The sequence below is a fragment of the Falsigemmobacter faecalis genome (genome assembly GCF_003863335.1).
Lineage (GTDB): Bacteria > Pseudomonadota > Alphaproteobacteria > Rhodobacterales > Rhodobacteraceae > Wagnerdoeblera > Wagnerdoeblera faecalis.
The window spans coordinates 60,048-74,455 of record NZ_RRAZ01000004.1 but is presented as its reverse complement, the minus strand read 5'-3'; the positions used below and the strand labels follow the sequence as shown (position 1 = coordinate 74,455).

The 14,408-nt window shown below is 64.0% G+C and carries 11 protein-coding genes and 5 tRNA genes; 4 read left to right on the top strand and 12 right to left on the bottom strand.

Annotated elements, in window-relative coordinates; genetic code table 11:
* Positions 1 to 118: 118 nt before the first annotated feature.
* From EG244_RS03640 to EG244_RS03630, 3 genes are all read left to right on the top strand, one after another.
* Complete coding sequence (locus tag EG244_RS03640; RefSeq protein ID WP_124963652.1) at positions 119 to 571, top strand: RrF2 family transcriptional regulator; 453 nt, start codon at positions 119 to 121, stop codon at positions 569 to 571.
* A gap of 222 nt (positions 572 to 793) precedes the next feature.
* Complete coding sequence (locus EG244_RS03635) at positions 794 to 1,159, top strand: hypothetical protein (protein ID WP_124963651.1); 366 nt, start codon at positions 794 to 796, stop codon at positions 1,157 to 1,159.
* Positions 1,160 to 1,210: 51 nt separating this feature from the next.
* Positions 1,211 to 1,702 (top strand): copper chaperone PCu(A)C, encoded by a 492-nt coding sequence (locus EG244_RS03630; RefSeq protein WP_124963650.1) that lies wholly within the window; start codon positions 1,211 to 1,213, stop codon positions 1,700 to 1,702.
* 35 nt (positions 1,703 to 1,737) lie between these two features.
* Here EG244_RS03630 and pdeM read toward each other — a convergent pair whose 3' ends face one another.
* From pdeM to EG244_RS03585, 9 genes are all read right to left on the bottom strand, one after another.
* Positions 1,738 to 2,388 carry a ligase-associated DNA damage response endonuclease PdeM gene (gene pdeM, locus EG244_RS03625; protein WP_124963649.1) on the bottom strand — a complete coding sequence of 217 codons (651 nt, stop codon included), beginning with the start codon at positions 2,386 to 2,388 and terminating at the stop codon, positions 1,738 to 1,740.
* Positions 2,381 to 4,783 (bottom strand): ligase-associated DNA damage response DEXH box helicase, encoded by a 2,403-nt coding sequence (locus tag EG244_RS03620; RefSeq protein ID WP_124963648.1) that lies wholly within the window; start codon positions 4,781 to 4,783, stop codon positions 2,381 to 2,383. The genes pdeM and EG244_RS03620 overlap by 8 nt, the downstream gene beginning before the upstream one ends.
* Positions 4,780 to 6,324 carry a cisplatin damage response ATP-dependent DNA ligase gene (locus tag EG244_RS03615; RefSeq protein WP_124963647.1) on the bottom strand — a complete coding sequence of 515 codons (1,545 nt, stop codon included), beginning with the start codon at positions 6,322 to 6,324 and terminating at the stop codon, positions 4,780 to 4,782. The genes EG244_RS03620 and EG244_RS03615 overlap by 4 nt, the downstream gene beginning before the upstream one ends.
* Positions 6,321 to 7,325 (bottom strand): ligase-associated DNA damage response exonuclease, encoded by a 1,005-nt coding sequence (locus EG244_RS03610; RefSeq protein WP_124963759.1) that lies wholly within the window; start codon positions 7,323 to 7,325, stop codon positions 6,321 to 6,323. The genes EG244_RS03615 and EG244_RS03610 overlap by 4 nt, the downstream gene beginning before the upstream one ends.
* A 96-nt stretch (positions 7,326 to 7,421) precedes the next feature.
* Positions 7,422 to 7,496: transfer RNA gene (locus EG244_RS03605), tRNA-Gly, on the bottom strand.
* A 146-nt stretch (positions 7,497 to 7,642) separates the two neighbouring features.
* Positions 7,643 to 7,717 (bottom strand) — tRNA-Gly (locus EG244_RS03600).
* A 146-nt stretch (positions 7,718 to 7,863) separates the two neighbouring features.
* Positions 7,864 to 7,938: transfer RNA gene (locus EG244_RS03595), tRNA-Gly, on the bottom strand.
* A gap of 145 nt (positions 7,939 to 8,083) precedes the next feature.
* Positions 8,084 to 8,158, bottom strand: a tRNA-Gly gene (locus EG244_RS03590).
* Between the two features lie 145 nt (positions 8,159 to 8,303).
* A tRNA-Gly gene (locus EG244_RS03585) sits at positions 8,304 to 8,378 on the bottom strand.
* Positions 8,379 to 8,672: 294 nt separating this feature from the next.
* Here EG244_RS03585 and EG244_RS03580 point away from each other — a divergent pair.
* Entirely contained in the window at positions 8,673 to 9,647 is a 975-nt protein-coding gene (locus tag EG244_RS03580) for a TerC family protein (RefSeq protein ID WP_199737771.1), read from the top strand.
* Positions 9,648 to 9,680: 33 nt separating this feature from the next.
* Here the strand turns inward: EG244_RS03580 and EG244_RS03575 are convergent, their stop codons facing one another.
* The 3 genes from EG244_RS03575 to guaD form a co-directional block, all read right to left on the bottom strand.
* The gene (locus EG244_RS03575) at positions 9,681 to 11,729 is read right to left on the bottom strand and encodes a catalase (protein ID WP_124963645.1); all 2,049 of its coding nucleotides are present in this window, start codon (positions 11,727 to 11,729) and stop codon (positions 9,681 to 9,683) included.
* Between the two features lie 144 nt (positions 11,730 to 11,873).
* Positions 11,874 to 13,073: an MFS transporter gene (locus tag EG244_RS03570; protein WP_199737768.1), complete on the bottom strand. Its 1,200-nt coding sequence runs from the start codon at positions 13,071 to 13,073 to the stop codon at positions 11,874 to 11,876.
* A complete protein-coding gene (gene guaD, locus EG244_RS03565; RefSeq protein WP_124963643.1) occupies positions 13,066 to 14,349 on the bottom strand; it encodes a guanine deaminase in 1,284 nt (427 codons plus the stop codon). The genes EG244_RS03570 and guaD overlap by 8 nt, the downstream gene beginning before the upstream one ends.
* Between the last annotated feature and the right edge of the window lie 59 nt (positions 14,350 to 14,408).

Here is a 14,408-nt window from a genome sequence, read left to right as displayed (position 1 = left end):
AGCCCGGCGGTCACCGCTTTACTCTTTTTGCCAAAAGGGCTGGTCAGGCCATGGGAAAGCGGGCATTCGGAACGGGGAGGCGTGACCGGAAAGGGGCACGCAGAGCACGGGCGGCGCAATGATTACGCAGAAGATGAAATATGCCCTCAAGGCGCTGCTGGTGCTGGCCGATGAGGCCGCACGCGAGCGGCCTGAGCCGCTGACCATTGAAGAAATCGCCCGCCGCTCCTCAACGCCGAAGCGCTTTCTTGAGCATATCCTGCTGGAAGTGCGCAATGCCGGGATCATCACCTCAATCCGGGGCCGCTCGGGCGGCTATCTGCTGCTGAAGCGCCCGGTCGAGATCCAGATCGCCGAATTATTGCGGTTGATCGACGGCCCCATCGCGCCGCTGCCCTGCCTTTCGCGCAATTACTACCAGCGCTGCGAGGATTGCGCCGATGAGGCCGCCTGCCGCATCCGCAAGGTTTTTGCCGAAGTGTTCTGGTCCTATCTGCTGATCATCGAATCGCTGACGCTGGAAGATATGGCCGCCTCGCCCCGGGTCGCAGCCCAGGTCATGGGGCCCTGAAGCGGCGTCTGCTGCAGGGCTGCGCTAAAGGCTGCGTGAGATCTTTGCATCACGCATGTGACATGCCCAACCCGGTTCCCGTCCCATGCCGTGATCAGGGCTTTGACTGTGGCGAGGCTTGGCAGGTGATCTGCTCTGCGTCAGAGAGGCGTGGCCCGGCGCAGGGTCGCTGTGAACAGGCCTCCTCTTGATTTTATCGCCGGTCCGGCGCAGAGATCGGGCATGATGCTGCTTCCACGCCTCCGTCGGCTTGTGCCGCTGCTTGCCCTTCCGGCGCTGCTTTTGGCGCTGATGGCGGGGCCGCGTCATGTTGCGCCCTCTTTGATGGAACTTCAGATCGCAGAGGCGCTTCTGGCCGGGGCCGCGCCGGAGGATCTCTGCGGGATGGAGGATGGCAGCGCTGCGCCCTGTCACGCCTGTCTGCCGCAGACGGTCTGGACCCTGCAGGGGCCGGCTGCGGTTTTCTCTGCGCCGCCGCTGCGGCTTTTGGCGGTGGTAGAGGTGCGGCCTTCGCTCCGCGAGGTTGCTTTGCGCGCCACCGGGCCGGGGGCGATCAGGGCACCACCGGGGGATTTTCGGACGATCTGACACGCCCCGAAAGCCCGCGGCCCTGCGCCGCCTTTGTGACGGATAAATCTTATGTTTTCCAATCTGACCCGTGGCCTCGCCCTTGCTGCCCTGCTGGCCGTTCCTGCCGCCGCCCATGACTATAAAGCCGGTGATCTGGCGATTGCCCATCCGGCCATCCCCCAGCCCCTCACCCGCGCCATGAGTGCCGGGGGCTTTTTCGCGGTGACCAATACTGGCCTGCAGGCGGATCGCCTGATCGGCGTCGAGGTGGATTTTGCCGAACGCGCCGAGGTCCATATCACCGAGCATGGCACCGATGGTTCGGCGAAAATGGTCCATGTTGAGGCGATCGATCTGCCCCCCGGTGAGACCGTGACCTTTGAGCGCGGCGGCTATCACGTGATGTTCATGGGCCTGAAGTCGGGCCTTGAGGCCGGGGCGAAGCTTCCGGGCACGCTGGTCTTTGAAAAAGCCGGTCGTGTGGCGGTGGATTTCGCGGTCGAGGCCCCGAAAAAGCCCGAGCCGGGCGCAAAGGGCAAAGACCCCCACGCCCATCACTGAACGCTAAAAGCGCCCCCCCCCCGGGGCGCTTTTCATCAGGGCAGCGGCAGTTCCATGATGCGGCTTGCGCATAAAAGCGCGTGACCGGGGCGCAGCCAGCCGTCAAAGGCGGGGTCTGAGATTTCCAGCCCGCCGGTATAGGCCCCGAAAGCGGGCAGGATCAGATGCCGGCGGCTGACCAGAAACGCCCGCCAGCGCCGCCCGCCCAAAGGCACCACCGGATGCAGGTGACCTGAAATATCGGCACCGCCGTCTAGCCGGATGTGCCGCCAGACCGGGCTGTCGCCCTCCTGCCAATCATCGCAAAAGCGCCCGCCGAAGGGGGGATTTTCGGCCACCGGATCATGGTTGCCGCGGATCCAGATCCAGTCGCGCCCGGCGATCAGGTCGTGCAGCAGCGCCAGATCGGGCGGGTTTAACTCCGCCATGGCGGGGCTGTCGTCAAAACTGTCGCCAAGGCTGATGACCCGGGCGGGGTTCAGGGCTTTGATCTCGGCCTGCAGGCGGCGCAGGGTCTCGGCGGTCTCATAGGGCGGCAAAAGCTGGTGGCGCAGCCGCGCCATGCGGGTCGCGCGGCCCAGATGCAGATCGCTGACCGTCAGACTGCGGCTCTCGGGCAGCCAAAGCGCACCAGAGGGGCGGGCGATGACCCGCAATCCGTTGAAGCGGAAGGAAAAATCACCCATCCGCATCCTCCCGCAGCGACGAGAGGCCCGATTGCTCCATCAGCGCATCGGCCATCCGCGCGGCGGCAAGTTCCTGCCCCGCCCCGGCCAGCCGCACGCGGCCCATCTCCAGCAGAAGGGGCGCGGCCAGGGGTGTCACGCGGTCCGCAAAGACCGGATCCAGCTTCGGCAGGCTGCGGGCCAGATCGCCCAGGCGGTCGAGGTCAAGCAGGCTGTGGCGCAGCTCGGCTTCGGTGGCGCGCAGCAGCAGATGCTCCGGCTCATGGCGGCGCAGAACCTCAAAGATGATGTCGGAAGAAAAGCTCGCCTGCCGCCCGGTTTTGCGCGCGCCGGGAAGCTGGCGCTGCAACAGACCCGCCACGGTGGCCACATCGCGAAACACCCGCTTCAAAAGCGAGGTGCCTGCGCGCCAGTCCTCAAAGCCCTCGGTCGCGGTGGCGGGATCAAAAAGGCGTTGCGGATCAGTGACCTCCAGGGCGGAACGGATCAGCAGCGCATGATCGGTGGCGATAAAGCCCAAAGGTGCCAGACCCGCCACCTCCATCCGGTGGCTCAGGATCAGCCCCAGGGTCTGATGCGCGCGCTTGCCGGCAAAGGGATAAAGCGCGAGGGTGTAATCGCCCTGATGCGGGAAGATCTCGCACAACAGCCGCCCCTCGCGCGGCAGGCGCGAGCGTTCGGTCTGCAAGGCCAGCCAGTCCCGGACCGGGGCGGGCAGCCCCGCGCCGCCCTGCCGCACCAGCCGCGCCACCCGGGCGGACAACTCGGGCGAGGCACCGGGGGCATCGCCGTTGAAGGCGGGAATTTTCGGCGCAGACTTCGGGCGGGGGGTGACCTCCAGGGTCAGCTCTTTGAAGCGGTCCACCCGCAGCACCTGACCGCCCAGCAAAAAGCTGTCGCCCGGGCGCAGGGTGGCGGCGAAACGCTCTTCGATCTCGCCGAGCAGCCCGCCCTCACCGCCACCGCGCCGCCGCACGCGCACCATCTCGCGCTGCACAATGGTGCCGATATTCATGCGGATCACCCGCGCCGCCCGCAGGTCGCGCAGCTGCCAGAGCCCGCCGCGCTCCATCAAACGCTGCCAGCGGTCATAGGCCCGAAGCGTATAGCCCCCCGTGGCCGCAAACTGCAGGCAGTCGTCAAATTCAGCCCGCGTCAGCGCACCATAGGGCCCGGTGCTGCGCACTTCGTCATAAAGCGCATCGGCAGAGAACGGCCCGGCGCAGGCGATGTTCAGGATATGCTGGCACAGCACCTCCGGCGCGCCGGGGTGACGCTCGGGGCCGTCGAGTTCACCGGCGCGCAGAGCCTCAATCGCGGCGAGGCATTCGAGGACGTCAAAACGGTTGACCGGCAGCAGCCGCGCCTTTGAGGGGCTGTCGTAGCGGTGATTTGAGCGGCCAATCCGTTGCACCAGCTGGCGAATTTTGCGCGGAGAGCCGACCTGGATCACCAGATCAACATCCCCCCAGTCGATCCCCAGATCCAGGCTTGAGGTGGCAACCACGGCGCGCAAAGCACCGGCTGCCATCGCCGCCTCGACCCTGCCCCGCGCCTCGCGCGACAGCGAGCCGTGGTGCAGCGCGATCGGCAGCCCCGCAGGATTGGCCAGCCACAGCGCCTGAAAGAACAACTCGGCCTGGGCGCGGGAGTGGTGAAAGATCAGCGTCGATTTCGCCGCAGTGATCGCCCGGATCACATCCGCCGCCGCATAGCGCCCGCCCGCCCCCGCCCAGGGCGGCGGGGCGGTGGTGGGCAAAAGGCCCAGATCCGGGGCCAGCCCGCCGCCTGCGCGCAGCACCTCAGCCCCGCCCATAAAGGCCGCCAGCCGTTCAGGATCATCGACCGTGGCCGAGAGCCCGGTCACCTGCAGCCCGGGGGCGAGGTGGCGCAGCCGCGCAAGGCCCAGCATCAGAAGATCGCCCCGGCGGCTTTCCTCCATCGTGTGCAGCTCATCCAGAAGCACCCGCTTTAACCCCGCAAAAATCTTTTCGGCCTCGGGCCAGGACAGCATCAGCGCCAGGCTTTCGGGCGTGGTCAGCAGGATCTGTGGCGGATCCACCCGCTGGCGGCTGCGCTTTGCCGCAGAGGTATCGCCGGTGCGGTCCTCAACCCGGATCGCCAGGCCCATCTCCGAAATCGGGGTGGCGAGGTTGCGGGCAATATCCGCCGTCAGCGCCTTGAGCGGCGAGACATAGAGCGTGTGAAGGCCCGTCATCCCGCCCTTCGCCAGATCAATCAGCGTGGGCAGAAAGCCCGCCAGCGTCTTGCCGCCCCCCGTCGGCGCGATCAGCAGGCTGTCGCCCCTCGCCTGCAAAAGCGCGATCTGATGCGGATGGGGCTGCCAGCCCCGGGCGGCAAACCAGGCTTGAAACTGCGCAGGAAGGCTGCTCACAAAAGGGCCTCAAGCGTGCTCAGCTGATCGGCCTCGGCGGCGGGTTTGTCCCAGCGGATCCGCGAGACCCGCGGAAAGCGCAGAGCCACCCCCGATTTATGCCGGGCCGAGCGGTTCACCCCCTCAAAGGCCACCTCCAGCACCAGGCTTGGCGTGACCTGACGCACCGGGCCAAAGCGGTCGCGGGTCTCTTTGCGGATGAAGCGGTCAAGGCGGCGCAGCTCTTCATCGGTGAAGCCGGAATAGGCCTTGCCGACCGGCACCAGCGCGCCCTGATGCCACAGACCGAAAGTCAGATCGCTGTAATAGCCCGCGCGTTTGCCGTGCCCGGCCTGGGCATAAAGCAGCACCGCATCAATCTGCATCGGCGCGCGTTTCCACTTCAGCCAGGGGCCGCGGGGGCGACCGCCCAGATAGGGGCTGTCCCAGGCCTTCAGCATCACGCCTTCGATCACCGCCGCCGGAGGATCGGCCCGCAGACGGGCCAGCTCGTCCCAGTCCGCAAAGGGCAGGATCGGTGACAGATCCATCCGCGGGCTGATCTCGCCCAGGGCCTCCAGCCGCGCGCGGCGGATGCGAAAGGGCAGGGGGCGCAGATCCTCAGCGCCCTGTTGCAGCAGATCATAGAGCCGCAGATGGGCGGGGAATTCCGTCATGGTGGCGCGGCTGACGGTCCTGCGGCCAAGGCGCTTTTGCAGATCCGTAAAGGGCGCGATCCGGCCCGCGCGGGCAACCAGCAATTCGCCATCCACCGCGCCCTCGAACTCCAGCCCCGCCAGCAGATCGGGAAAGCTGCCCGAGATCTCATCGCCCGAGCGGGCATAGATCCGGCGCTGCCCCGCTTCGCAGACCAGTTGCACGCGGATGCCGTCCCATTTCCACTCGGCGGCATAATCGGCGGGATCAAAACCGGGCAGGGTTTCTTCGGTGACCGGGGTCGAGAGCATCACCGGGCGAAACCGCGCCGTGGCCGAAACCTGCGGCAGCGGGCCGCCGGTCAGCCAGTCAAAGAGCCCCGGATAGGGCGGCGCCAGACCATGCCAGATCTCTTCAATCTCAGAGAGGCTGCGCGCGCCGATCCCCGCCAGCGCCGTGCGCGCCAGCCGCCCCGAGACGCCGACCCGCAGATTGCCGGTGGCGAGCTTCAAAAGGGCAAAGCGCTCGTCTTTGGGCAGACGGTCGAGGAGGCGCGCAAGAGTGCTGCCTGCGCGGTCGTCCCCGCTCAAAAGCGCCACCGCTTCTGCGAGAGGCACCACCTGATACTCCGCAGGTTCGGGCCAGAGAAGCGCGATGGTCTCGGCCAGATCGCCGACAAATTCATAAGAGATCGCAAAGAGTTGCGCATCCACCCGCTCAGAGACCAGATGGCGCAGCAGCTGCGGGCGCAGATGGCGCAGCTCCAGCCCGCCGGTCAGTACCGCAAGCGCCCAGCCGCGATCCGGGTCCGGCGTGACCGCAAAATAATTCCGCATCAGCGTCAGACTGGCATTGCGACCCGGCGTGAAGGCCAGCCGCTCCAGCAGGGCCGCGAAAGCCTTCATGCCTCCGGCTCCGCAGGCGCGCTGTCGCTGTCTTCATAGCCGCTCAAATGCAAAGGCCGCGCGCTCAGACCCTGCAGCGCGCACCAGCGCAGCAGCCCGTCTTCGGCGCCATGGGTGATCCAGACTTCCTCGGGGGCGATCTCCTGAAGGGTGGCCGTCACCTCCGGCCAGTCAACGTGATCTGAGATCACCAGTGGCAGCTCGACCCGCCGCGCTTTGGCGCGTGAGCGCACCCCCATCCAGCCCGAAGCATAGCCGAGCACCGGATCGGCAAAACGCTGCGCCCAGGGCGAGCCAAGCGCCGGGGGCGGTGCGATGATGAGCTGCGGGGCCTCAGGCGCGGGCAACAGATCGCCTAAGGCAATGCCCTTTTCCTGATGATAGCGGCTCAGCCGCATCAGCGCGCCGTGAAGCCCGATCGGCAGATCATAGCCCGCCTGGCGCAGCAGCGCGATCAGCCGCTGGGTCTTGCCAAGCGCATAGCCGCCGATGATATGCGGACGCTCGGGAAAATCCGCCATGCTTTTCAACAGCTTCGCGGCCTCTCCCAGAGGATCGGGATGGCGGAAGACCGGCAGCCCGAAAGTGGCCTCGGTGATGAAGATATCGCAGGCCAGCGGCTCAAAGGGCGCGCAGACCGGGTTGGCGCGGCGCGAATAATCCCCCGAGGCCACGATCACCGGGCCGTTATCCGGCCGGATCCGGATCTGACAGGAGCCGAAAATATGGCCCGCCGGATGAAAGCTGACCGAGACCTCGCCGATCCGGATCTCGCCCTCCGCTACCTGCCGGCTTTGGGTGAACTCCTCGCCATAGCGGATCGCCATAATCTCCAGCGTCTCGCGAGAGGCCAGCACCGCGCCATGGCCCGCGCGGGCGTGATCGGCATGGCCATGGGTGATCAGCGCGCGGGGCTTCGGCCGCATCGGGTCGATCCAGAAATCGCCCGCGGGGCAATAGATCCCTTCGGGATGCGGCTCCAGCAGATTGTCGGTCTTCAGTGCCACGCTCACCCCCTGATGGGGCGGCAACGCGAAATCCGGCAGGGGCGGTCGCGGAAATTAAAAAAGCCATCCCGAAGGATGGCTTTTTTAAACTGGAGCGGGCGAGGCGATTCGAACGCCCGACCCTAACCTTGGCAAGGTTATGCTCTACCCCTGAGCTACGCCCGCTCTCTGTGAGGCGGTATTTAGGCGGCAGCGCAGGCGGGATCAAGAGGAAAAATGCACCAATATCGCGGGCTTGGAGATTTTTTCGCGGTACGGGGAAAGGGGGGCGGAAATTAAAAAAGCCATCCCGAAGGATGGCTTTTTTAAACTGGAGCGGGCGAGGCGATTCGAACGCCCGACCCTAACCTTGGCAAGGTTATGCTCTACCCCTGAGCTACGCCCGCTCTCTGTGAGGCGGTATTTAGGCGGCAGCGCAGGCGGGATCAAGAGGAAAAATGCACCAATATCGCGGGCTTGGAGATTTTTTCGCGGTACGGGGAAAGGGGGGCGGAAATTAAAAAAGCCATCCCGAAGGATGGCTTTTTTAAACTGGAGCGGGCGAGGCGATTCGAACGCCCGACCCTAACCTTGGCAAGGTTATGCTCTACCCCTGAGCTACGCCCGCTCTCTGTGAGGCGGTGTTTAGGCGGCGGCGCGGGCTGGTGCAAGAGGAAAAATGCATCCGATATCGCGGGCCCGGCGATTTTTCTGGTCGGGAAAAAGTGATGCGGAAATTAAAAAAGCCATCCCGAAGGATGGCTTTTTTAAACTGGAGCGGGCGAGGCGATTCGAACGCCCGACCCTAACCTTGGCAAGGTTATGCTCTACCCCTGAGCTACGCCCGCTCTCTGTGAGGCGGTGTTTAGGCGGCGGCGCGGGCTGGTGCAAGAGGAAAAATGCATCCGATATCGCGGGCCCGGCGATTTTTCTGGTCGGGAAAAAGTGATGCGGAAATTAAAAAAGCCATCCCGAAGGATGGCTTTTTTAAACTGGAGCGGGCGAGGCGATTCGAACGCCCGACCCTAACCTTGGCAAGGTTATGCTCTACCCCTGAGCTACGCCCGCTCTCTGTGAGAGGGTGTTTAGGCTGCCGCGCAGGCGGGTGCAAGCGGAAAATTCGGCGCCGCTCTGTCAGGGTGTCACCCTCTCCCGGAGGGGGGAAGGGCAGGCCGCTGACTGTTTTTTTGCCACCACTGCCCTTGAACGAGGGCTTTGCGCCCCCATCTGCCTTTCTGTGGACCGGGCCCCTCTGGCAGCCGAATGGCTGTGATGTCGGACCACTCTGGCAAAGCCGGAGTTGGCCCGATCGCCCGCGATCTTCCCCGACACCGGCATAACGGTGAACAACAGGGGTAAGTTTTGGAGCTTTTAACATCGATATTTATGGGAACCCCGGTCTGGATGTGGCTGGTGTTCATGGGCGCGGTGCTGACGCTGCTGGCGCTGGATCTGGGTGTCTTCAACAAAGAAGACCGTGAGATCGAAATCGGCGCCAGCCTGAAGATGTCGGCCTTTTATATCTCGATCGGTCTGGCCTTTTCGGGTTTCGTCTGGTGGCAGATGACGCCCGAGGCCACGGCGGCCTATCTGACGGCCTTTGTGATCGAAAAGACCCTGGCGCTCGACAATATCTTCGTCATCGCGCTGATCTTCAGCTTCTTTGCGATCCCGCGCAAATATCAGCACCGGGTGCTGTTCTGGGGCATCCTTGGCGTGATCGTGCTGCGCGGCATTATGATCGGCCTTGGGGCCGGGATCGTCGCGAATTATCACTGGGTGCTTTATATTTTCGCGCTGTTTCTGGTGTTTACCGGCATTAAGATGCTGTTCACCAAAGACGACGAAGAGCCTGACCTGAGCAAAAACCCGATCCTGCGCTTTGCAAAATCAAAGCTGCGGGTGACGGAAGAGCTGCATGGCAACCGCTTTATGGTGAAGTTGCCGGACAGTGCGGGCCGCATGGTGCGCCATGCCACGCCGCTGCTGCTGGCGCTGGTGATGATTGAATTTGCCGATCTGATCTTCGCGGTCGACTCGGTTCCGGCGGTGTTTACGATCACCACTGATCCCTTCATCGTCTATACCTCGAATATCTTCGCGATCCTGGGGCTTCGTGCGCTGTACTTCGCGCTGTCGGCGATCCTGCACCGCTTTGCCTATCTGAAATATGCGCTCTCAATCCTGCTGATCTTCATCGGCTCGAAAATCTTCATCGCTGATCTGATGGGATGGGAGAAGTTTCCGCCGATGTGGTCGCTGGGGATCACCTTTGCGATCCTGGCGGCGGGCGTGATTGTCTCGCTGGTGAAAACCAAAAAACCCGAAGCCGCTTAAAAGAAAGGCCCCCCGGATCGGGGGGCCTTTTCGTCAGGCCAGATCACGCAGGCCTGGCTCGCGGTCCCAGTAGCGGTGCTTTGCCCGCTCAGCGAGGCCCTCATTGGGGCCGATGCCCTCATCCGGCTCTATCCCCGCTTTATCGAGAATGCGCTTCGTGCCGGGGCAATGGCCGATGGCCTTGAGATGCGCAAAGGCATCCGAGACCCAGGCGATGCAGGCGGCGTCTTTCATCAGCTTATCGGCCTGATCGGGCATCATGATCATGGCGATGGCATCAAACAGCACCGAAGGGCTGCCCGCAAGCTGGCCGTCTGCCTTCATCTCGCCGCCCTTCAGCTTCAGCGGGCCGACTTTGGGGGCAATGGTAAAGAGCGTCCCGCCCTCTGCCTCAATTTCCGCCTTCAGCTTATCGATCGAAGCCTTGTCCGAGCCTTCCGCAAAGAGCAGCCCCACCCTGCGCCCCTTCAGCGTGGCAGGCCATTTTTTCTGGATCGACAGCGCATCCGAGGTGCCAAGGTTGCGGGCGGGGAACTTCGTTTCCGCGGGCTTCACCGGCGGCAGGCCCAGGCCCTCCGCCACGCGCCTGCCGAGATCGGGATGGATGGCCGAAAGGCGGCTCAGCATGCGTTCCACCACATGCGGCAGGCTGACCTTTGACAGTTCAAACACATAGGCCGAAGCGGTATGCGCCTGCTCATTCGCGGTCAGCGAGTTCCAATACATCCGCGGCTGGCTGTAGGCATCGCCGAAACTCTCCGAGCGGTCGCGGGTCTTCGCGCCGCTGATCTGCTGGGGCGCGGTGGCAAAGCCCTGGGCCTGCGCGCGCGGCCCCGGATCTTCGCCCGCCTGATCGAGCGAATTCGGCTCATAATTGGCGCGGCCTTTGGGGACCTGGGTCTGCATCATGCCGTCGCGCATCATATTGGCATAGGGGCATTTCGGCGCATTCACCGGGATCTGGTGAAAATTCGTCGTGCCAAGCCGCGATTTCTGCGTGTCGAGATAGGAAAACAGCCGCCCCTGCAGCAGCGGATCATCCGAGAAATCAATCCCCGGCACCACGTTGGAGGGCAGGAAGGCCAGCTGCTCATTTTCGGCAAAGTGGTTATCGGGATTGCGGTTGAGGGTCATTTTCCCGATCACCCGCAGCGGCACCACCTCTTCGGGGATGATCTTGGTGGCATCGAGCACATCATAGGGCAGGCTGTCGGCCAGCTCCTGGTCAAAGACCTGCACGGCGAGATCCCACGCGGGGTGATCGCCCGCGGCAATCGCCTCAAAGAGATCGCGGCGGTGGAAATCGTTGTCCGCGCCCTGCAGCTTGGCGCTTTCGTCCCAGATCAGGCTTTGGGTGCCCAGGCGCGGGCGCCAGTGGAATTTCACGAAATGCTCACGCCCCTGGTCATTCACCAGCTTGAAGGTGTGAACGCCAAAGCCTTCCATCATCCGCAGGCTGCGCGGGATGGCGCGGTCCGACATCGCCCAGATCAGCGTATGCATGGTCTCGGGCATCAGCGAGACGAAATCCCAGAAGGTGTCATGGGCTGAGGCGGCCTGCGGATAGCCGCGGTCGGCCTCCATTTTCACGGCATGGATCAGATCGGGGAATTTGATCGCATCCTGGATGAAGAAGACCGGGATATTATTGCCAACCAGATCCCAGTTGCCCTCTTCAGTGTAGAATTTCACCGCAAAGCCGCGCACATCGCGCGGGGTATCGACCGAGCCTGCGCCGCCTGCCACGGTGGAAAACCGCGCGATCAGCGGGGTCTTTTTGCCTTTCTTCGAGAACAGCTTCGCCCGGCTCAGGTCCGGGATCGGATCGGTGCATTCAAATTCGCCATGCGCGACCGAGCCGCGGGCATGCACGATCCGCTCGGGGATGCGCTCATGGTCAAAGTGGAAGATCTTTTCGCGCAGCAGAAAATCTTCCAGCAGCGTCGGGCCGCGGGCTCCGGCTTTCAGGCTGTTTTGATTGTCTGAGAAGGGGATGCCGTGATTGGTGGTCAGGGGATCTCCCCCGATCTGCTGTGTCTCACCGGCATGGCCGGTCCGGGTTTCATAGGGGGCTTGCGTCATATCGGCTGCCTTTTCAACGATGTTACCGGGTCAAGCACTCTCGCCCCGGGACATCGGCAGCAGACGTGAAAGGGCCGGCAAATGCCGGCCCTCCGAGGCCCCTGAGCGCAGGGTTAACCCGCCGGGGCAGAGGGGGTTCCGGGATCAGGCCCGGGGCGCCGGCCGCCACATCAGCGTGGCCATGGCCGCAAGGGCGCCGATGGCGGCAAAGACGTAAAAGCCCCAGGGGTGCCCGATGCCAAAGGTGACCAGCGTGCCGCCGATCAGCGGCCCCATGATCGCACCGATCCGCCCGATGCCCGCCGCCCAGCCAAGCGCTGCGGCGCGCAGATACTCCGGATGCGCGGCAGAGGTATGGGCATAGACCAGAACCTGGGCCGAAAACACGATGCACCCGGTCAGGAAGACGACCGGGTTCAGCAGCCAGGGCGCCATTTTCACCGAGAGCGCCGCCAGCAGCAGGGCGCCCATCGCAAACCAGCAGATCGTCGCCGTTTTCAGCCCGATGCGGTCGCCGATCCGACCTGAGACCAGCAGCCCGACAATCGCGCCCGCGTTCATCAGCAGCAAAAGCCGCAGGCCGCCCGCCAGATCATAACCCGCCGCGATCATCAGTTGCGGCAGCCAGGTGTTCAGCCCGTAAACAAGGATCAGCCCCAGGAAAGAGGTGGCGCAGATCGCAAGGGTCTGCAGCCGCCGCTCAGGGCTGAGAAGATCCGCAGCACTGGCCGCGCGGCCGCCCGTTGCCGCCGTGGGCACGACCGGCGCCTCCTGCGGAAGCCACAGATAAAGCGTCACCGTCAGCACAAAGCCCGGCACGGCGCCTGCGACAAACATCGCCCGCCAGCCCGGCTCGGGCAGCAGCAGAAGCGCCAGCAGCGCGGTGCTGACTGCGCCGACGTGATAGCCGGTCATCAGCGTGGTGGTCGCGGCCCCGGCACGGCCTTTTGCGGCCCCGGCGACCAGCGACATGGCGGTCGGCAGACAGGCCCCAAGCCCCATGCCCGCCAGAAAACGGAAGGCCGCAAGGCTGATCCAGTTTTGGGCAAAGGCGCAGGCCAGGGTGAAAAGCGAGAATGAAAACACCGTCGTAATCATCACCCGCCGCCGTCCGAGACGCGCCGTCAGCGCTCCGGTGCTGATCGCACCGAGGGTCATACCAACAAGGCTGAGGGTCGAGACGGCAGTCGCCTCAGCCGTGCTCATGAAGGGCGCGGGGCCCCCCGTCAGGGTGGGGATCAGCGCCCCCAGAACCACCAGATCAAAGCCGTCGAGCACCACGGCGATCCAGCACAGTAGCATGGTCAGCCGTGCCGCAGAGGGAGAGGGAATTTTATCAGACAAGGCGGTCTCCATTCACGTAGGTCGCCACGACGGCGCGGTCATCGCCCATGATCTGGGTCGGGAACACCGACTGCCAGATCGTCTCGGCGCGGGCGGTGGCCTGGGCAATGGCGGGGGTTGAGGCAAGGTCGATCACAACCAGATCGGCCTCCATGCCGGGGGCGATATTGCCGATGCGGTCGTCCATCCGCATCGCGCGGGCCGAGCCTTGCGTCGCCAGCCACCAGAGCTGCGCCGGGTGGATCGACCGGCGCTTCAGCTGCGCCACCTCATAGGCTGAGGCCATGGTGCGCAGCATCGAGAAGTTCGACCCGCCGCCGGTATCGGTCGCCAGACCCACCCGGTGACCCGCGGCCTTCAGCCCGCTCAGGTCAAAAAGCCCTGAGCCGATGAAGGTATTCGAGGTCGGGCAGTGGATCAGGCTGCAGTCCATATCGAGAAGCTTCGCTTTTTCGCGCTCCTCCAGCCAGATCGAATGGCCAAAGAGCGCGCCGGGACCAACCAGGCCAAAGCGTTCATAAATATCAAGATAATCCCGCGCCTCAGGATAAAGGCCCTTCACCCAGTCAATCTCATCAGTCTGCTCGGAGAGGTGGGTCTGCATGAGGCAGGAGGGATTGGCCGCCCAGAGCGAGCCGAGTGCTTCAAGCTGTTCGGGCGTGGAGGTGGGGGCAAAACGCGGGGTGATGACATAACTCAGCCGGTCCAGCTGATGCCATTTGTTCAGAAGTTTCGCGCTGTCGTCATGGGCCGATTGCGCCGTGTCGCGCAGCCCGTCGGGGGCGTTGACATCCATACAGGTCTTGCCCGCCGCGATCCGCATCCCGCGGGTCTGCGCGGCGGTGAAAATCGCATCGACGCTCTCGGGATGGATCGTCGCATAAGAGCAAACGGTGGTGGTGCCGCGCGCCAGCACCAGATCGAGATAGCGGTTCGCGATCTCATCGGCATAGGCGCGATCCGCGAAGCGGGTCTCTTCGGGGAAAGTGTAATCGTTCAGCCAGTCAATCAGCCGCTTGCCCCAGGAGGCGATGATTGCCGTTTGCGGGTAATGCACATGGCTGTCAACAAAACCCGCTGAAATCAGATGATTGCCGTAGCTGGTGACAGGAGTTCCGGGGTTCTGCGCCAGGATCTCTGCGCGTGGACCAACCGCACGGATTACGCCGCCTTCGATCAGGATGGCGCCATCGGTTTCCACACGGGCTGCCTCCGGCCCGGCCAGGAAGGGGTCGGCGGTGAACTGCAGCACCTGTCCGGTCAGAATTTCGGCCATATTGAACCCCTTACCTGTTTTCTGCGTTCAACTTTACCAGCGCGGCAGAAAATTGACGA

Coding starts and splice junctions, on each gene's coding strand:
- EG244_RS03640 (WP_124963652.1), top strand. CDS start 119: ATGATTACGCAGAAGATGAAATATGCCCTCAAGGCGCTGCTGGTGCTG.
- pdeM (WP_124963649.1), bottom strand. CDS start 2,388: ATGGGTGATTTTTCCTTCCGCTTCAACGGATTGCGGGTCATCGCCCGC.
- EG244_RS03635 (WP_124963651.1), top strand. CDS start 794: ATGATGCTGCTTCCACGCCTCCGTCGGCTTGTGCCGCTGCTTGCCCTT.
- guaD (WP_124963643.1), bottom strand. CDS start 14,349: ATGGCCGAAATTCTGACCGGACAGGTGCTGCAGTTCACCGCCGACCCC.
- EG244_RS03630 (WP_124963650.1), top strand. CDS start 1,211: ATGTTTTCCAATCTGACCCGTGGCCTCGCCCTTGCTGCCCTGCTGGCC.
- EG244_RS03575 (WP_124963645.1), bottom strand. CDS start 11,729: ATGACGCAAGCCCCCTATGAAACCCGGACCGGCCATGCCGGTGAGACA.
- EG244_RS03615 (WP_124963647.1), bottom strand. CDS start 6,324: ATGAAGGCTTTCGCGGCCCTGCTGGAGCGGCTGGCCTTCACGCCGGGT.